The 18,592-nt window shown below is 60.1% G+C and carries 18 protein-coding genes and 1 tRNA gene; 16 read left to right on the top strand and 3 right to left on the bottom strand.

What is annotated here, in order from left to right:
• Positions 1 to 30: 30 nt before the first annotated feature.
• The 16 genes from DW892_RS01455 (at position 31) to DW892_RS01380 (ending at position 15,889) form a co-directional block, all read left to right on the top strand.
• Positions 31 to 942 (top strand): HAD family hydrolase, encoded by a 912-nt coding sequence (locus DW892_RS01455; protein WP_117765146.1) that lies wholly within the window; start codon positions 31 to 33, stop codon positions 940 to 942.
• Positions 943 to 992: 50 nt separating this feature from the next.
• Positions 993 to 1,877, top strand: a complete 885-nt coding sequence (gene murI / locus DW892_RS01450) for a glutamate racemase (protein WP_117765144.1) — start codon at positions 993 to 995, stop codon at positions 1,875 to 1,877.
• A gap of 55 nt (positions 1,878 to 1,932) precedes the next feature.
• Positions 1,933 to 2,658, top strand: a complete 726-nt coding sequence (rph, locus tag DW892_RS01445; protein WP_117765142.1) for a ribonuclease PH — start codon at positions 1,933 to 1,935, stop codon at positions 2,656 to 2,658.
• A gap of 142 nt (positions 2,659 to 2,800) precedes the next feature.
• Positions 2,801 to 3,442 carry an RdgB/HAM1 family non-canonical purine NTP pyrophosphatase gene (gene rdgB, locus DW892_RS01440; RefSeq protein WP_117765140.1) on the top strand — a complete coding sequence of 214 codons (642 nt, stop codon included), beginning with the start codon at positions 2,801 to 2,803 and terminating at the stop codon, positions 3,440 to 3,442.
• A 3-nt stretch (positions 3,443 to 3,445) separates the two neighbouring features.
• Positions 3,446 to 3,892 carry a D-aminoacyl-tRNA deacylase gene (dtd, locus tag DW892_RS01435; RefSeq protein ID WP_117765138.1) on the top strand — a complete coding sequence of 149 codons (447 nt, stop codon included), beginning with the start codon at positions 3,446 to 3,448 and terminating at the stop codon, positions 3,890 to 3,892.
• Positions 3,893 to 4,022: 130 nt separating this feature from the next.
• Positions 4,023 to 4,319: a Veg family protein gene (locus DW892_RS01430; protein WP_006234957.1), complete on the top strand. Its 297-nt coding sequence runs from the start codon at positions 4,023 to 4,025 to the stop codon at positions 4,317 to 4,319.
• A gap of 2 nt (positions 4,320 to 4,321) precedes the next feature.
• Positions 4,322 to 5,218: a 4-(cytidine 5'-diphospho)-2-C-methyl-D-erythritol kinase gene (ispE, locus tag DW892_RS01425; RefSeq protein ID WP_117765136.1), complete on the top strand. Its 897-nt coding sequence runs from the start codon at positions 4,322 to 4,324 to the stop codon at positions 5,216 to 5,218.
• A gap of 49 nt (positions 5,219 to 5,267) precedes the next feature.
• Positions 5,268 to 5,344, top strand: a tRNA-Pro gene (locus DW892_RS01420).
• A gap of 112 nt (positions 5,345 to 5,456) precedes the next feature.
• Positions 5,457 to 5,732 carry a twin-arginine translocase TatA/TatE family subunit gene (gene tatA, locus DW892_RS01415; protein ID WP_152073393.1) on the top strand — a complete coding sequence of 92 codons (276 nt, stop codon included), beginning with the start codon at positions 5,457 to 5,459 and terminating at the stop codon, positions 5,730 to 5,732.
• Positions 5,733 to 5,838: 106 nt separating this feature from the next.
• On the top strand, positions 5,839 to 6,309 hold the full coding sequence (greA, locus tag DW892_RS01410) for a transcription elongation factor GreA (protein WP_006234960.1): 471 nt from the start codon (positions 5,839 to 5,841) through the stop codon (positions 6,307 to 6,309).
• A 78-nt stretch (positions 6,310 to 6,387) separates the two neighbouring features.
• Positions 6,388 to 8,352 (top strand): lysine--tRNA ligase, encoded by a 1,965-nt coding sequence (gene lysS, locus DW892_RS01405; RefSeq protein ID WP_117765134.1) that lies wholly within the window; start codon positions 6,388 to 6,390, stop codon positions 8,350 to 8,352.
• Between the two features lie 418 nt (positions 8,353 to 8,770).
• The gene (locus DW892_RS01400) at positions 8,771 to 10,339 is read left to right on the top strand and encodes a threonine/serine exporter ThrE family protein (RefSeq protein ID WP_199577648.1); all 1,569 of its coding nucleotides are present in this window, start codon (positions 8,771 to 8,773) and stop codon (positions 10,337 to 10,339) included.
• A gap of 299 nt (positions 10,340 to 10,638) precedes the next feature.
• Complete coding sequence (locus DW892_RS01395) at positions 10,639 to 13,281, top strand: ATP-dependent Clp protease ATP-binding subunit (protein WP_117765132.1); 2,643 nt, start codon at positions 10,639 to 10,641, stop codon at positions 13,279 to 13,281.
• Between the two features lie 124 nt (positions 13,282 to 13,405).
• Positions 13,406 to 13,765: a type II toxin-antitoxin system RelB/DinJ family antitoxin gene (locus DW892_RS01390; RefSeq protein ID WP_117765130.1), complete on the top strand. Its 360-nt coding sequence runs from the start codon at positions 13,406 to 13,408 to the stop codon at positions 13,763 to 13,765.
• A complete protein-coding gene (locus DW892_RS01385; protein WP_158566988.1) occupies positions 13,762 to 14,283 on the top strand; it encodes a PIN domain-containing protein in 522 nt (173 codons plus the stop codon). Before DW892_RS01390 ends, DW892_RS01385 begins: the two co-directional genes overlap by 4 nt.
• 148 nt (positions 14,284 to 14,431) lie before the next feature.
• Positions 14,432 to 15,889, top strand: a complete 1,458-nt coding sequence (locus tag DW892_RS01380) for an aminoacyl-histidine dipeptidase (protein ID WP_117765126.1) — start codon at positions 14,432 to 14,434, stop codon at positions 15,887 to 15,889.
• A 127-nt stretch (positions 15,890 to 16,016) separates the two neighbouring features.
• Here DW892_RS01380 and DW892_RS01375 read toward each other — a convergent pair whose 3' ends face one another.
• The 3 genes from DW892_RS01375 to DW892_RS01365 form a co-directional block, all read right to left on the bottom strand.
• A complete protein-coding gene (locus DW892_RS01375) occupies positions 16,017 to 17,321 on the bottom strand; it encodes a type II toxin-antitoxin system HipA family toxin (RefSeq protein WP_117765124.1) in 1,305 nt (434 codons plus the stop codon).
• Positions 17,322 to 17,753, bottom strand: coding sequence for a helix-turn-helix domain-containing protein (locus tag DW892_RS01370; RefSeq protein WP_187364958.1), 432 nt, complete (start codon positions 17,751 to 17,753; stop codon positions 17,322 to 17,324).
• A gap of 123 nt (positions 17,754 to 17,876) precedes the next feature.
• Positions 17,877 to 18,455, bottom strand: coding sequence for a manganese efflux pump MntP family protein (locus tag DW892_RS01365; RefSeq protein ID WP_117765122.1), 579 nt, complete (start codon positions 18,453 to 18,455; stop codon positions 17,877 to 17,879).
• Between the last annotated feature and the right edge of the window lie 137 nt (positions 18,456 to 18,592).

Raw genomic sequence — 18,592 nt, 5'->3', positions numbered from 1 at the left:
ACCAAGCCCCTTCTACGTAATGGAGTAATCATGTCCCACAATACCCTGCCGACCGTCGCTGAGCTTTCGGGCGAGATGCGCGAGCGTCTTGCCAAGGTTAAGTACGTCTTTACCGACCTGGACGCCACCATGCTCGCGCCCGGCTCGTGCGTGCTGCGCGACAACGACGGCAACCCCTCGACCAAGCTCGTCGAGGCTGTCGTGGCACTTGCCCGCGCCGGCATCCAGGTGGTTCCCACCTCGGGCCGCAACCGTACCATGATCCACGAGGACGCGCGCGTGCTCGGCCTTAACTCCTACATCGGAGAGATGGGTGGCCTGGTCATGTACGATCTCAAGGCCAACGATTGGGAGTATCTGACCGGCGATATGCCCTACGACCCTGCCTGCGGCCTCACGCCGCATCAGGTGATCGAGCAGACCGGCGTGTGCGAGAAGATTCTCGCCCGCTGGCCACATAAGATCGAGTACCACAACGACATGTCGACTGGCTACAAGTACCGCGAGGTCACCGTTGGCATGCGCGGCGATGTGCCCGACGACGAGGTCCAGGCCATTCTTGACGAGGCCGGCTGCGGCCTGGTCTGGGCCTGCAACGGCCACCTGACGCATCTGTCCAAGCCGACGACGCTTGAGCTCGATCGCGTCGAGGACGGTCGTGCCTTCAATATCAATCCGGCGGGCCTCAACAAGGGCGTTGCCATTGCGCGCTTCTGCGAGCACCTGGGGATCGAGCGCGAGGAGACGCTTGCGCTCGGCGACTCCGAGTCCGACTTCTACATGGCCGACCACGTGGGCACGTTCTGTTTGGTCGAGAACGGCCTGACCAGCGCCGGCGCGCCCGAGTTCCTGGACGCTTGCGATAACGCTTACGTCACGCGCGGCAAGATTGTCGATGGCTGGGTGGCAACGGCAGAGCTGCTCGTCGCGGCTCGTTCGTAGCGCGGCGCATCGCGCGTGGCTGTTATTTCGAGAGAGAATCTGGTGAGGTAATGTCCGATATCGAGAATCTGGCTGGCGACACGCGCCCCATTGGCGTATTCGACTCGGGTCTGGGCGGTCTGACGGTTGCCCGCGCCATCGCGACGGCGCTGCCGCATGAGTCCGTCTACTACTTCGGCGACACCAAACGCTGTCCTTATGGCACCCGCACCGAGGACGAGGTACGCTCGTTTGCACTGCAGGCGAGCCGCTGGCTGTCAAAGCACGACGTCAAGATCATGGTCATCGCCTGCAACACGGCGACCGCAGCGGCCTTGCGTCTGGCTCAGCAGGTGCTCGACGTGCCCGTGATCGGTGTCATCGCGCCGGGCGCACGTGCGGCGATTAACAGCACTCGCACGCGCCGCGTGGGCGTGCTCGCCACCAACCTCACCATTCGCTCGGGTGCTTACACGCGTGCCATTCAGGATTTGGACGCCGGTGTGGACGTGTATGGATGCCCGGCTTCGAGTTTTGTCGAGGTCGTCGAGCACGAGCTCGCCTCGGGTGCGCATCTGCAGGAGCAGTGGCTCGAGAACGAGGACATCTTCGATACGCCGGCCGTGCGAGCGCTGGTCGGTGCCACGGTTGAGCCGCTGCGCGATCGCGGAATCGATACCGTAGTGCTCGGCTGCACGCACTTTCCGCTGCTCGTGGGACCTATTCGCCATGCGCTGGGGCCCGGGGTGCGCGTGGTGAGTTCCGCCGAGGAGACTACGCGCGAGCTGACCGATATCCTCACGCGCCGCGAGCAGCTGGCGGGCGACGCCGCCGAGCCGCAGCATCGTTTTGCCACGACGGCCGATAACATTGCCGAGTTTGCGGTGGCGGGCAGCTTTATCTTTGGTCAGCCGCTCAAGAGCATTGAGCATATCGATATCGACGAACTGAAATAGATATAAGGGCACCGACCAAAGGCTCACGTCCACCTTTTGCCGAAAGGATTTTTCTATGGAGTATATGCAGGTCAATCGCGCCAACGGCCGCGCCGCCGATGAGTTGCGCCCCATCAGGCTTACTCGCGGCGTCATGAAGCACGCCCACGGTTCGTGCCTGGCCGAGTTTGGCGATACGCGCGTGCTGTGCGCTGCCACCATCGAGGAGGGCGTGCCGGGCTGGCGCAAGGGCGCCAAGGCCGGTTGGGTAACGGCGGAGTATGCCATGCTGCCGGCATCGACCGGCAAGCGCTGCAAGCGCGAGCACGCCAACCGCAAGGGTCGCTCCATGGAGATCGAGCGTCTCATCGGCCGCAGCCTGCGCACCGTCGTCAACATGAAGGCGCTCGGCGAGTATACCGTCACCGTCGACTGCGACGTGATTCAGGCAGACGGTGGCACGCGAACGGCGAGCATTACCGGCGCCTGGGTGGCACTGCACGACGCCCTTGCCATGTGGGTCGAGGCGGGTAAGCTCGAGCGCATCCCGCTCACAGGCCAGGTCGCCGCCATCTCCATGGGTGTCGTCGACGGCAACACCCTGCTCGACTTGGACTATTCCGAGGACAGCCACGCCGAGGTCGACATGAACCTTGTCGCCACCGACTCCGGCGAGATGATCGAGCTCCAGGGCACCGGCGAGCAGGCGCCCTTCGACCGCAAGCGCCTCAACGACTTGCTCGACCTGGGCGACAAGGGCATCGCCGAGCTCATCGAGCTTCAGCGCCAGGCCCTCGCCTAACCTGCCAAAAAGGGACAGGTTTATTTTGGTAGGTTTTATCTGCGGAAACGCCGATAGATAAGGTTGATGCTACACGAAAGGGGAGACGCCGAAGGGCCAGTCCCTTTTACGTGACTTTGCTATAGAGACAAGGAGACCACTCATGGCACTTGAGAAGATCGACATCGACACCCTCGACCCGGCGGCGACCATCGTCGTGGCAACGGGCAACGCCCATAAGCTCACCGAGATCGAGGCTATTTTGGGCAAGGTTATGCCCGAGGTTCGCTTTGTGGCGCTCGGCCAGCTGGGTGATTTTGAGGATCCCGAGGAAAACGGCACGACGTTTTTGGAGAACGCCATCATCAAGGCGCAGGCTGCCGTCGAAGAGACGGGGCTCATGGCCATTGCAGACGATTCGGGCCTGGTCGTCGACGCGCTGGACGGCGAGCCGGGCGTGTATAGCGCGCGCTATGCGGGCGTGCATGGCGACGATGCCGCCAACAACACCAAGCTGCTCGTGAATCTGGAGGGCGTGGCCGACGAGGACCGCACCGCGCGCTTCATGAGCGTTGTCGCGCTTATCGATACGGACGGCCTGGTCACTTATGGCGAGGGCGCCTGTGAAGGCGTCATTGCGCACGAGGGCCGCGGCGATTACGGCTTTGGCTATGATCCGCTGTTCCTGCCGGTCGACACGCCGGGCAAGACTATGGCCGAGCTGACGGCGGACGAGAAGAACGCCATCAGCCACCGATTCCATGCGCTCGAGCACCTATCCGCCAAACTGACGGGCGAGGAGTAGGCCGTGCGTGCGGTGGTGCAGCGCGTGCTCAACGCCGGCGTGACGGTCGACGGCGAGTGCGTGGGCAAAATTGGGCGCGGCTATCTGGTGCTGTTGGGCGTGGGCCACGGCGACACGCGCGCCGAGGCCGATAAGCTGTGGGGCAAGCTCCGGGGCTTGCGCATTAACGAGGACGAGAACGGCAAGACCAACCTGGCACTTGCCGATGTCGACGGCGAGGTTCTCGTGGTGTCGCAGTTCACGCTGTTCGCCGATTGCCGTCACGGCCGCCGCCCATCGTTTACGGATGCCGGCGCCCCCGATGTTGCCAACAAGCTCTACGAGTACTTCCTGACGCTTGTGCGCGAGGACGTCGAGCACGTAGCGCATGGCATCTTCGGCGCCGACATGAAGGTCGACCTCGTCAACGACGGTCCATTCACCATCGTTCTGGACACAGACAATCTGTAAGTAGTCAATTTGGGACGGGGCTTATTTAGCTACTTGCGCGTGGTCGCAACAGGGTGCTATAGTATTAGAGTTTTGTCTATCTTAGGGGTATTATCCCCTTTTTGAATTGCACCTTCTGGAGGCCCTGTTCATGGAAGAGATGGAAGTCAATCACGTCGACGACATCCACGAGAAGCTGACCGATATGGTGGGCGATCGCGTTAAGGTGAAGGCCAACATGGGCCGCACCCGCGTCGTCGAGCGCATGGGCACCATCAAGAGCGTCCACCCGGCTGTCTTTATCGTCGAGGTTGACGAACGCCGCGGCCGCAAGTCGCGTCAGTCCTACCAGTACATCGACGTCCTTACCGGTCAGGTCGAGCTGTTCGACCCCGAGAGCGGTGAGCACATCTTTACTCCGCTCGGCAATCAGCTCGAGGAGCACTAGCGGTGACCGATTGGTCCCTGACCCTTTCCGCGCCGGCAAAGATCAACCTCTATCTGGGGGTTCATACCGAGCGTGACGCCCGCGGCTACCACAGGGTCGATTCCCTGATGGCAGCCGTCGACCTTTCCGATACCGTGACGGTCACGCCGGCGCAGGCGCTGACCGTCCAGACGGTTCCGGCATCAGATTTTCCCATGCAAAAGAATACGGCGTATCGGGCTGCGGTTGCTATGGCCGAGCATTATGGTCGCGAGGCAAACATCTGCGTGACGATTGGGAAGCGCATTCCATTGTGCGCCGGCTTGGGCGGCCCTTCGACGGATGCGGCCGCGATCATTGTTGCCTTGGCGGAGCTCTGGGGAATTGATCGCACCGACCCAGCGCTCGACGACATTGCACGGGGTATTGGCGCCGATGTTCCCTTCTTTTTGCATGCCAGCCCTGCATTTTACGTAGGTGGGGGAGACGTGCTGGCCACCGAGTACCCCGTACTACCTGCGACACCCGTCGTGCTGGTCAAGCCGCGCGAGGCAAGCGTTTCAACAATTGAAGCCTATCGACGTTTTGACGAGGCCCCAGTGCCTGCAGACAAGCCCGGCGCGATAGCTTCTGCCTTGCGTGCTGGTGATACCGAGACGGCATATGCGCTCATCCATAACAACCTGGGTGTCATTTCCGCACAGATGGAGCCGCAGATTCAAACGGTGCTCGATTGGCTGCGTAAACAGGACGGCGCCGTTGCTGTAGATGTGTGCGGATCGGGCGCCTGCTCGTTTGCCATTTGCGACACCGCCGTCACGGCCGAAAGGCTTGCCGACGCTGCCCTGCAAAACGGCTGGTGGTCCTGCGCGACGGAGCTCATTCCCAACACGGTTCGCATTGAAGCGCCAAAGAAATAAAAATTTCTCTAGCACGCGGCGAAAATCTTTGTTACTATAGTCGAGCTAACGGGTTGTGGCTCAGTTTGGTAGAGCACTGCGTTCGGGACGCAGGGGTCGCTGGTTCAAATCCAGTCAACCCGACCAGAGCATGAGGAGGGACCGCTTCTTGCGGTCCCTTTTTTTAGCTATTGTTGTGATACCGCGGCACCCGCGGTATACTCATTCGAGCTTGTCTCGCTGTATTGTGGAGGTCTACATGTTTGGACTGAGGGCTCCTGAGCTCATCATTATTCTCGTTGTTGTCCTGATTATCTTCGGGCCTAAGAACCTGCCGAAGCTCGGCAAGTCCCTCGGCTCTACCGTCAAGAATATCCGCGAGGGTATGGAGGGCGACGATAAGGGCGAAACCAAGCAGGCCGAGGACGTTGTGGTCGAGGAGTCCAAGGAGGACAAGGAGATCGCAGAGCTCGAGGCCAAGCTCGCTGCTGCCAAGCAAAAGAAGGCAGAGGACAGCGACGCGGACGCAGAGTAGTCCCATCCCTTTGGGGTGAGCACCTGACCGGCTTGCCCGCAGGCTAGCCGGTCTTTTTCGTTTTGTTGACAGTTGATCGTTACATCATAGTTGGGGAGATATCCGTATGGACGCAAGCCAGATCGTACTGACCGCTGAGGGCCGCCAGAAGCTCGTCGAGGAGCTCGCTTGGCGTGAGGGCGATTACGCCAAGGAGATCGTCGAGGACATCAAGGAAGCCCGCGCGTTCGGCGACCTTTCGGAGAACTCCGAGTACGACGCCGCCAAGGACAAGCAGGCCCAGAATGCTGCTCGCATTGCCGAGATTCAGGCCATCCTCGCCAACGCTCAGGTCGCTGCCACCACGGGCGATCTGACCGTCTCCATCGGTTCCACCGTTTCTCTGATCGATCCCAACGGTGAGGTCATGGAAGTCACGCTCGTCGGTACCACCGAGACCAACTCGCTCGAGCACAAGATCTCCAACGAGTCTCCGGTCGGCCATGCCATCATCGGTCACGGCGAGGGCGACTCCGTCGAGGTCGTTACGCCTTCGGGCAAGACCCGCGTCTACACCATCGCAAAGATTGCACGCTAGACCACGGTCCCGCGTAAAGGTATGTTTTCGCTCCCTGGGACCGAATCCTGGGGAGCGTTTTAGTTTGAGGAGCTAACTATGGCAGAGAACCAGAACGCCGCCGAGCAGGCATCGACGCTCAACGACGAGCGCGCCACGCGCCTGGCCAAGCGCGCCGCCCTGTTCGAGGCGGGCCAGAACCCCTATCCCGAGCACTCCGAGATTGAGGACTACGTCGTCGACATCGAGACTAAGTACGCCGAGCTCACCGATGGCGAGGACACCGAGGACGTCGTGAAGATCGGCGGCCGTGTGGTCGCCAAGCGCGGTCAGGGCAAGATCATGTTCATCGTCGTGCGCGACGCGACCGGCGAGATCCAGCTGTTCTGCCGCATCAACGATATGGACGAGGCCGCCTGGAATACGCTCAAGGCCCTCGACTTGGGCGATATCCTGGGCGTGACCGGCGTAGTCGTGCGCACCAAGCGTGGCCAGCTTTCCGTTGCCCCCAAGAGCGCGACGCTGCTGTCCAAGGCCGTTCGCCCGCTGCCCGAGAAGTTCCACGGCCTCTCCGACAAGGAGACCCGCTATCGTCAGCGCTATGTCGACCTCATCGCCAACGACGACGTTCGCGAGACCTTCCGCAAGCGCTCGCAGATCCTCTCCACGTTCCGCCGCTTTATGGAGTCCGATGGCTACATGGAGGTTGAGACCCCTATCCTGCAGACCATCCAGGGCGGAGCTACTGCCAAGCCGTTCATCACGCACTTCAACGCGCTCGATCAGGAGTGCTACCTGCGTATCGCCACCGAGCTGCACCTCAAGCGCTGCATCGTCGGCGGCTTTGAGCGCGTTTTCGAGATCGGCCGCATCTTCCGCAACGAGGGTATGGACCTCACCCACAACCCCGAGTTCACCACGATGGAGGCTTACCGCGCCTTCTCCGATCTCGAGGGCATGAAGGCGCTCGCCCAGGGTGTCATTAAGGCCGCTAACAAGGCTATCGGCAACCCCGAGGTTATTGAGTACCAGGGCCAGACCATCGACCTTTCTGGTGAGTGGGCAAGCCGTTCCATGACCGATATCGTCTCTGACGTGATTGGTAAGCAGGTCACCATCGACACGCCGGTTGAGGAGCTTGCTGCCGCTGCACGCGAGAAGGGCCTGGAGATCAAGCCCGAGTGGACCGCCGGCAAGATCATCGCCGAGATCTATGACGAGCTGGGCGAGGACACCATCGTCAACCCCACCTTCGTGTGCGATTACCCCATCGAGGTTAGCCCGCTTGCCAAGCGCTTTGAGCATGATCCGCGCCTGACCCATCGCTTTGAGCTGGTCATCGCCGGTCACGAGTACGCCAACGCGTTCTCCGAGCTCAACGACCCGGTCGACCAGGCCGAGCGCTTCGCTGCCCAGATGGCCGAGAAGGCCGGCGGCGACGACGAGGCCATGGAGTACGACGAGGATTACGTTCGCGCCCTCGAGTACGGTATGCCTCCCGCGGGCGGCATCGGCATCGGTATCGACCGCGTGGTCATGCTGCTCACCAACCAGGCATCCATCCGCGACGTGCTGCTGTTCCCGCACATGAAGCCCGAGAAGGGTTTCCAGTCCGGTGCCGCCGCTGCCAAGGCTGCCGAGGCCGGCAACACCGCGAGCCCCTTCGTCAAGCCGCTCAAGCCCACGCTCGACTACTCCAAGATTGCCGTCGAGCCGCTGTTTGAGGAGTTCGTCGACTTTGATACCTTCTCCAAGAGCGACTTCCGCGCCGTGAAAGTCAAGGCATGCGAGGCCGTCAAGAAGTCCAAGAAGCTGCTGAACTTTACGCTCGATGACGGCACCGGCACCGACCGCACCATCCTCTCCGGCATTCACGATTATTACGAGCCCGAGGACCTGGTCGGCAAGACCCTACTCGCCATCACCAACCTGCCTCCGCGCAAGATGATGGGCATCCCCAGCTGTGGCATGCTCATCAGCGCCATCCACGAGGAGGAGGGCGAGGAGCGTCTCAACCTGATCCAGCTCGACGATTCCATCCCTGCCGGCGCAAAGATGTACTAACTAGTTACGCGGTTCTACGAACCGCGTAACGGCTCGACGCTGCGCGGGCCGCATTTGGGCAATCTGACGTTCAACTTCAAGGGCGCGACCAGAAGGTCAGCGCCCTTTCGTTTCACGCCACCTTGCCTCAAATGCGACCCGCTCGCTGACTTATGCTCAACCTGCGGCGCCATTTTGCTTGAAGGCACCTTGCTCGCTCTGGCGGGCTTTCGCTGTCCGTCCTCTACCTGCGGCGTTGCCCTGGTTGGCACTTAGGGACGTTCCTCTTGTGCCGGCACTTGGGGACGGTCCTAGCCGCCTGGGGTCTACCGGCGCATTGGGGGTTTACGCCTTCCATGCATGACAGTCGTCTCTTTTATGTTTCCTTTAGCCGTCGCTGCCTAGGATGGGGGTTAGTCGGTAGGAAGGGAGCGTCTATATGAACGACGCGAGCGATCGTGCAATCGAAGAGGACATGCTCGATCAGTTCAATTACTTTGACGATGAGGACGAGGAGCTGATCGATCGTCGCGAGCCGGCGTCGCTCGATGCTTTCGACCTTGTTGATGAAGGGCCCGACGAGGACGAGGTCGAATCGACGGAACCCCCACAGTCTTCGCGCCTTGACTCGCTGCTTTCGAGAGCCCCCATGCACCACGGTGTTCGTGCCGGCGCACTCCATATGAAAACCGACTGGTGCCAGATCGTGACGGCAGGCGGTGAGCTTGCCGTCGATGCGCCGCTCACCGATAAATCATCCATCATTTGCCGCACCGGTATGCTTATGCTCGCGAGCGGAACGGGTGCCTGGCGTGTACGCGATACCATGAATCGCGTCGCCGCTGTACTCGGTGTCACCATCCACGTTGACTTAAGTCTCCTGTCGTTTGAGTGTACTTGTATCGAAGATGGTCACTGCTTTAACGAGGTCGTCAGCCTACCCACAACGGGGGTCAATACTCATCGCATATGGATGATGGAGAGCTTCTTAAAGGAAATCGAGGTTTACGGGCGCCGGTTTACCGTGCATGAGTACCACGAGATGCTCAAGACCGTTGAGAGTTCAAAACCCGATTACACTCCCTGGCAACAGGGCATTGCGGCGGCCTGTGCTTGCGGCGCCTTTGTCTTTTTGCTCGGCGGCGGCCCTATCGAGATGGCCTGTGCATTTGTGGGCGCTGGTGTCGGCAACTTTGCGCGCTCCCATATTCTCAAGCAGGGCCTTGGCCAGTTTAGCGCGCTGACGATCGGCGTTGCACTCGCTTGCGTCTCGTATCTACTGGCATTGCTTGGCCTTGGCCAGGTCATACCGGGGGCAATGTCGCACCAAGAAGGCTATATCGGCGCCATGCTCTTTGTGATCCCCGGCTTTCCTCTCATTACGGCAGGCCTCGACATCGCTAAGCTCGACATGCGAAGCGGCATTGAGCGTCTTTCGTATGCTGTGTCGATTATTGTGATGGCGACCCTCGTAGGCTGGATGGTTGCCGAGTGTGTGGGGCTGGCGCCGGATGATTTTGCCCCGCTCGGCCTCTCACCGTTGGCTCTTACACTCTTGCGTATTGTGATGAGCTTTGTCGGAGTATTTGGCTTCTCGGTTATGTTCAACAGTCCGGTAAAGATGGCAGCGGCGGCAGGGCTCATCGGCGCCGTGTCTAATACCTTGCGCCTTACGCTCGTTGATGCGCCGACGCTGTTTCCCTTCCTGGGTCTGAGCGTGGGTATGCCTCCCGAGGCAGCAGCGTTTATCGGCGCGCTGGTATCGGGACTGCTCGCGAGCTTAGCCGAAATCAAGCTCACCTACCCACGCATCGCCCTCACGGTGCCGTCGATTGTCATTATGGTGCCGGGCTTGTATCTGTATCGCTCGATGTATTACATGTGCACCTTCGACACGGTCAATATGCTCGGCTGGTTTGTGCGTGCAGTGCTCATCGTGGCGTTTCTGCCCGTTGGTCTGGGTGTGGCGCGTACGCTCACCGACCCTCGCTGGCGCCACACCAGCTAATTGGCGCAAGTGAAACTGATCCGCATAACATGAACGTGGATAATCTCCCGTTTTTGGCCTGTTTACGGGCTCAAAACGGGAGATTATCCACGTTCATGGAATGGGTGTCCGAAAATCCACGCTCGTTGGGCCGATACAGACGCACCTGGCGATTCCTTTTTTGTAGACGTTGTCGCGCGGCTACGGGCAGGAAAGGTCCCAACGGTTAACATATACTCCATATGGGTAAAGAGACCAAAGCGCTGCCGCGGGGCGGCGCTTTGCGTTTGAAAAAACTAGCTCGTCTAAGAGGAACTAGCATGTTAGACCGTTTTACCGATCGCGCGCGCAAGGTCATGTCCATGGCCAAGCAAGAGGCGCTCGATCTTCATTCAAATAAGGTGGGTACCGAGCACCTGCTGCTCGCGCTTGCCAAGGAGGACGAGGGCATTGCCGCCGAGGCGCTGCGTTCGCTCGACATCTCCTACGATGACATCATGGATACTCTCAAAGAGGTCCAGACCACGGTTCCCGACCCCAGTGAGGAGACCGAGGCGGCCAAGCTCGCCTTTACGCCGCTCGTCATTAGCGTGATGGAGCGTTCATTCCGCGTGGCGCGTGAGAACAACCAGACCTACGTGTCGACCGAGCACTTGCTGATCGGCATCGTCGAAGAGGGCAACGGCATGGCCATGGACATCCTCATGCGCTTGGGTGTGTCGTCCGCCTCCATCAAAAAGGCTATCGAGAAACTCACCGCCAAGGACCAGGACAAGAAGCGTCCGCTCGCCGGCGCCGGTGCTGGTCGTCCCGGTGCGGGCCTGCCGTTCTTTAGCGGCTCGGATGCCTCTCAGCAAAAGGGGAGTGGCACCGATACGCTTAAGCAGTTCGCGACCAACCTCACGCAGAAGGCGCGCGACGGCGAGCTCGACCCTGTAATTGGTCGCGAAAAGGAAGTCCAGCGTATGATGGAAATTCTTTCGCGCCGCACCAAGAACAACCCGCTTATCCTGGGCGACCCCGGCGTGGGCAAGACGGCCATCGTCGAGGGCCTGGCACAGCAAGTCGCTGCCGGCAATGTGCCCGAGAACCTTATGAACCAGAACATCTGGACGCTTGACCTGCCGGGTCTTGTCGCGGGCGCCAAGTATCGCGGTGAGTTTGAGGAGCGCCTCAAGAACGTGATCCAGGAGGCGACCGAGGCCGACGACGTCATTCTGTTTATCGACGAGATGCACACCATCATCGGTGCCGGTTCTGCCGAGGGATCCATCGATGCAAGCTCCATGCTCAAGCCCGTGCTCGCGCGTGGTGCCTTCCAGATTATCGGCGCCACCACGGCCGAGGAATTCCGCAAGTACCTCACCAAGGACCCGGCCTTTGAGCGTCGCTTCCAGACCATCGATGTCGAGGAGCCGAGCGTCGAGGACACGGTCAAGATCCTGACCGCGCTCAAGCCGCGCTACGAGGAGCACCACCATGTGCGTTACACACAGGGTGCTGTCGAGGCCGCTGCGAACCTTTCCAACCGCTACATCCAGGATCGCTTCCTGCCCGATAAGGCCATCGACCTCATTGACGAGGCCGGTGCCCGCGCTCGCATCGCCGCGAATCGCGCACCCGAGCCGGTGCGCGAGGCCGAGCATCGCATCGAGGAACTCAAGGCTGCCGCACAGGAGGCTACCGAGAGCGACGACATGAACAAGGCCGCCGAGATCACCGAGCAGCAGAAGGCTGCCGAGATTGAACTCGCCGAGGCCAAGGCTGCCTGGACCGCCGAGCTCGACGCCAGCCCGCTCACCATCGACGTGAGTCAGATTGCCGACATCGTGTCCGTGACCTCGGGCGTGCCGGTTTCCTCGCTCACCGAGAGCGAGAGCCGTCGCCTGCTGCAGACCGAAAGCGTGCTCAAGACCCGCATTATCGGCCAGAACGAGGCCGTCGAGGCCGTCGCCAAGGCCGTGCGCCGCAGCCGTTCGCCGCTCAAGGACCCGCGTCGCCCCGGCGGCAGCTTTATCTTCCTGGGTCCCACCGGCACAGGCAAGACCGAGCTCGCCAAGACGCTCGCCGAGTACCTCTTTGGCAGCAAGGATGCGCTCATCAGCTTCGACATGTCCGAGTTCGGTAGCGAGTTCGAGGTATCCAAGCTCATCGGTAGCCCTCCGGGTTACGTTGGTCACGACGAGGGCGGCCAGCTCACTAAGGCCGTTCGTCGCCACCCGTACTCGGTCGTGCTGTTCGACGAGATCGAGAAGGCGCACCCCGATATCTTCAACATCTTGCTGCAGGTGCTGGAGGAGGGTCGTCTGACCGATAGCCAGGGCAAGACGGTCGACTTCCGCAACACCGTGATCATCATGACATCCAACGTGGGCGCCCGCGAGATCGCGCAGGATGCGAGCGTGGGCTTTGGCACCACCGGCGAGCAGGGCCTCACCTCGAGTGAGATCCGCGGCCGCGCGATGGGCGAGCTCAAGCGTCTGTTCCGCCCCGAGCTGCTCAACCGCATCGACGACATCGTGGTGTTCCAGAAGCTCTCGGGCGAGAACCTGACCAAGATCGCTCACCTGCTGGTGGACGATCTGCGCCAGCGCCTGATTGCCAACGGCATGAACATCAAGCTCACCGATGCGGCCTATGACAAGATCGTGGCCGAGGGCACCGACCTCACCAACGGTGCGCGTCCGCTGCGCCGTGCTATTCAAAAGCTCATCGAGGACCCGCTGTCCGAGGAGCTTTTGGCCGGCGAGTGGGGCGAGGGCGATACCGTCCTGTGCGACGTGGCCGATGGCAAGTTTGTCTTTAGCCACGGCACGGGCGAGATCCCGGCACCGCGTCCGGCGGGCACGCTCGGTGGCGATACCGCCCCGGCGGCACCGCACACCGGCAACGCCGCGCCCGTGAGCGGCGGCGTGACCTCGGGCCCCGGCGGTATGATGCAAGCCGGCTCTGGTGCGCTGTAGGGATTAAACATACCTTGTATAACGGGGGCGTTTCCGATAAGGAAGCGCCCCCATTTCTATTGAAATGCGCTTCAATCTGCCGTGCTATACTAAAATCGAGATATAGTATAGCAAAGGAGCTGATATGCCTACGTCAATACTCGACACGCGGCCAGTTCAGATGAACGTGCGTATAGATCGCCAGCTCAAAGAGGCGGGAGACGCCGTCCTGACTCATATTGGCATGACGCCGTCACAAGCCGTTCGGACACTTTGGGAGTATCTGGTCGTTAACGGACACATGCCCTCGAAGGGAGACGCGGCGGCTCCGGTTTCTGACGGAGTGGAGCCCCAGCGCATGGAGTCAAGGGCCGCGCAAGGCAGCCATATCGTTCGCGATTCGTGCCTCAAATACGGCATCCCCATCCCTGAGTTCTCGGGAGACTATGACGACCTCTATGAGGAGGCCATGGCGGAGCGCTATCCCGAATGGGTGGAACTATGAGCACAGAAGGCGTCCTCAAGCTGTTAATCGATACCAACGTATGGATGGATTATTTTTCTGGCAGGTCCGACCGTACGGCAAATGTCGTCCATCTGATCGAGATTGCCGACGCCTCGGAGCGGATTGCCCTGTTTGCCTCGTCGCTTTCGGTCAAAGACGTTTCATATCTTGTCTCGGCGGCAATCAAGCAGGAGTGCCGAAGAAAGACTGGCTCACTGAGCGATAACGCCATTGCGGCGGCAGACGAAACGACTTGGGCATGCGTTCGACAGATGCGCGAGCTAGCCCTCATCGCCCCGGTCGGTGCAGACGAGGTCTTCGACTCCTTTGTGTTCAAGTACCACCACAATGACTTTGAGGACGACCTGATGCTGGGCGTCGCCAATCGCATTGATGCCGATTACGTTGTGACGGAGGACAAGAATCTTATTAAACATACCAATGGTGTATGCATTAATGTTCAACAGGCGTTGAGGTTGGTTGAAGGGTCCAACGCCCCTTCGGCACGGCCCGTCTAGCCTGCTTTATCTTAATAAAGTGGCGTTTCCCCGCCGTTAGCCGATGATGCAAGGGCGCTCGGCGTTTTCGACTGGTTTATGCACGCAAAGTCTGGGAATATACAAGACGCATGTCTTACTGTCTAACCAGTTGCGCCAAGGAGGCACCATGGATTACAAGATCACCGGCTACGAGCCCGCCCAGCTGTTCCATTTCTTTGAGGAGGTCAGCGCGATCCCCCGTGGGTCTGGCAACGAGAAGGGCATCAGCGATTTCCTGGTTGCGTTTGCTAAGGAGCGCGGCCTCGATGTGTACCAGGACGAGGTCTACAACGTCATCATTCGCAAGCCCGCTTCTGCCGGCGCCGAGAATGCTCCGACCGTGATGCTGCAGGGCCACATCGATATGGTGTGCGACAAGTTGGGCTCCGTTGAGCACGACTTTACGACCGATGGTATCGACCTGGTCGTCAAGGACGGCGTCCTCACCGCTAACGGCACCACTCTGGGCGCCGACAACGGTATCGCCGTCGCGCTTATGCTTACCGTGCTCAACGACGATTCGATTGTCCATCCGGCCCTCGAGTGCGTATTCACCACCGACGAGGAGACTGGCCTGGTCGGCGCCGAGACGCTCGACAAGTCCCAGATTAGCGCCCGCACCATGATTAACCTTGACTCCGAGGAAGAGGGCGTTGCCACCGTGAGCTGCGCCGGCGGCGTCGTCGTTACCTACACCTGCCCGATCACGCGCGAGCACAAGACCGGTAGCGCCCTCACGCTCGACATCTCCGGCCTGCTGGGCGGTCACTCCGGCAGCGATATCCACCTGGAGCGCGGCAACGGCAACCTCATCATGGCCCGCATCATCGACCGCCTGATGGTTGCCGGCGAGCCTGCCATCGTTAGCTTTAACGGCGGCACCAAGGACAACGCCATCAACCGTGAGTGCAAGGCTGTTCTGGTCTATGCCGACCACGCTGCCGCCGAGGCCGCGGCCCAGATCGCAAAGGGCATCATCGCCGACGTTACCGCCGAGCTCGAGGTCTTCGACCCCGGCTTTACCTGCACTGTCGAGATCGCCGACAACGCTGAGGTCGAGGCCATGGACGAGAAGTCCGCGCTTGCCCTCATCCGCGCCCTGCGTCTTGCCCCCAACGGTGTGATCCGCCGCAACGTCGCCACCGACGGCTCCGTCGAGGTTTCCTCCAACATCGGCGTGGTCGCCACTTCTGACGACGAGGTCAAGATCATGCTGTCCCCGCGCTCTTCGATCACCTCGCTGCAGAACGAGTTCAAGGATCGTCTGCAGACGCTTGCCGATGTCCTGGGCTTCGACGCCAAGTTTGAGTTCGAGTATCCCGGCTGGAGCTATGCCGAGCATTCGCCGGTCCGCGACGTCTTTGTCGAGAGCTATCGCGAGCTCTTTGGCTCCGAGCTGCGCATCGAGTCCATTCACGCCGGCCTTGAGTGCGGCCTGTTTGCCGAGGCCCTGCACGGCCTGGACGCCATCGCCGTGGGCCCGACGCTCTCCGATGTCCACACCCCGGACGAGAGCATGGAGCTCGCTTCTGCCGAGCGCTTCTACGAGCTGCTCATCGACGTGCTCAAGCGCCTCGCCGCGTAAAGGTTGCGCTAGCAGCAGTCCGAGCCACGTGCTAGCGGATTGCAAATGACATTACGAGAGGGGGTGCCCGGTCTTTTGCGACAGGTGTCCCCTCTCTTCTTTTAAGAAATGGGAAATTGATTGGCGTCTAGCCCATATCCGCCCTGATGAGGTCGAGGGTTCGCTGGCAGTTTTCGCGGACGGGGCCGAGCATATGCTCGCGCAGGTCCGCCATGCCGGGTAAGTCGGCGTATTCGTCCATGACCTCTTCCATGCAAATGGGCACCTCGTAGGCGAGGTCCATCATGGTCGCAAAGCAAAACTTCTCGGATAGCCCGGCATCGGTGAGCGTCGCCTCCAGCGCGGAGTCGCCCATACCGTGGTATCGGCGGATAGCGGCTGGACCGATGCGCCCCACACGATTTTCGCCGCCAACGCTCATGGCAAGGCGCGCCCGGCGGCGCATGCGCTCATATGCCAAACCCGACGCGACATCGTACATGGGTGCGAGCGCCGCGTTTGTGCCTTTGCCAAGGATGAGCGAGTAGTTTTTAGCGTGTGCGTCAGGCGCTCCGATAATGGCGTTGTAGAACAACATATAGGTAAAAAGCACAAGATTCATGTGGTGGGGGACTGTGCTAATCAGTCGTTCTTGGATGTCTCGTGTAGTCGGTCCTCCGTCGGCGGTGTATTTCTGGCTTGGCAATACACCGAGCGCCTGGCAAAAGTCCTCCTGATGCAGCCTTTCGATATTTCCGCTGCTATTGACCATTCTGTCGTACCGTTCAACGACGAGTGCGGCTTCGTCTTCAAATGTGCAATAGGAGACGTTGGCAGTTGGAATGCCAACGCGCTGAGCCGTTTTCATGCAGACGAATTCGTTTAAGGCCTGATGTTTGAACCCAACGACACCATTTTTGAAGATATGGGTAGTGGGGGATGACCCTAGACATTCGCACCATTGGCCATCATGCCAAGCTAGTGCAAATTTGCCTTGGTTGCCGCCCAGGGACCAGCTTTCGTTGGAGCCCATCCATGTCTCTCTTTCGTCATCGCGAATTGCTTTGAGCTTGTGAGCGATTTGAGAATTAGTAAGCGGGCGGTATGCCGAGACCCTGCCGCGGGCGGCGCCTAATTGATTGGTTCGACAAAACTGAACGGCCCCCGCGCAGTCAAGACCGATATGGCACAAGAGGGCGACGGGGTTGTTGGATGCAACGTCATGCTCGGCGGCAATAGCGCGACGCTGCTCTTGACTGTCGGGCAAAAGGCCAAATAGGAACGGGCGGACGATGTTATGGCCATACGTGCGATTGGAAAGCGGCATTGTTAGCGATAGCGGTGCTCCGCGATAGGCTGGGGCGTATACAAAGCTGCAGAGTCCATGCTCGTCTTGCCGGAGAGTGCCTGCGATTTCGCCACAAATGAGGGTCGCAAGCTCCATTTCTGCCATTTATTTCACAACCTTACAGCCAAAGGAGAGGTCTGAAGTGCCGGAAAGGCCTTGCTCGGCTGCGATTTGGGCCAGCAAGGCACCATAGGAAGATGGCGTTCCTTGTCGAGCGGGTCGTCTGCCTACGCTTGGCTTTGGCAGGGCATTCGAGTTTGCGATAGGGAGGTCCGCTATCGTCGTCGGATGTTCAGAGGGCGATGCGATGGAGTCGTTATCGCTTTGCACAAAGAGACCTATGCCGAGTGCGTTAAAAACGGTCAGCAACTTGTCGAGCCGAATACCCGTGGCGTCTCCTAGCTCGAGCGATGCGAGCAGGCGCTCCGAAACACCGGCCTTTTTGGCGAGGGCGGCACGGGTGAGACCCTGAGTCTCGCGTGCCTGGCGCACGTAGATGCCAGCTTGGCGCGGTGTGGTGATGGGAAGGTTATCCACGGCGATCTCCTAACGTGCAGACTTTTGCATATCAGTATGACATGCAAAAGTCTGCACGAAAAGGCATTATGCAAAACTCTGCATGAGATCCCTACATTGACGTTGGCTTATGAGAGGCGTTTTTTATATCGCGAGAATCCCCAGATGCTCAAGTAAGATCTTAAGCCCGATAAGGATGAGCACGACGCCGCCCACGATGGTGGCGGGTTTTTCGTAGCGCGCGCCAAAGGTGTGGCCGATCGCTACGCCGGCGACGGAGAAGATAAAGGTCGTGATGCCGATGAGCGACACGGCGGGCATGATGTCGACCGAGAGCGCGGCAAATGAGATGCCTACGGCTAGGGCGTCGATTGAGGTGGCGATGGCGAGGATCAGGTACTCGCCCAGGTCAATCTTTTCGGCATCCTCGCCGTCGCCTTCATCCTCGTCCTCGGTAGAGGCCTCCCACAGCATTTTGCCGCCAATGAAGGCGAGCAGGATAAAGGCGATCCAGTGGTCGATGGGGCCGATGATGCCCATAAACTGGCTGCCAAGCGCCCATCCGATCACGGGCATGCCGGCCTGGAAGCCGCCAAAGAACAGGCCGAGCACTACGGCGACCTTAAGGTTGATCTTCTTCATGCCAAGGCCCTTGCAGATGGATACGGCAAAGGCGTCCATCGAAAGGCCAACGGCGAGCAGCACGAGCTCTGCGAGTCCCATAGTCTGGCTCCCTCTCTGCGGGCGGGCCCGCGTGTACCTCTTGGGGGAGCAACATAAAGACTATCCTTGGCAAATGGTTGAGTGGGTAGTCAAAAGAGCCCGTCCCAAATTAGCTATCTTAGCGGTGTTCGCTCATT

The organism is Collinsella sp. AM40-7AC (assembly GCF_003468125.1).
Classification (GTDB): Bacteria; Actinomycetota; Coriobacteriia; order Coriobacteriales; family Coriobacteriaceae; genus Collinsella; species Collinsella aerofaciens_O.
This window is presented reverse-complemented; position numbering and strand designations above follow the sequence as displayed.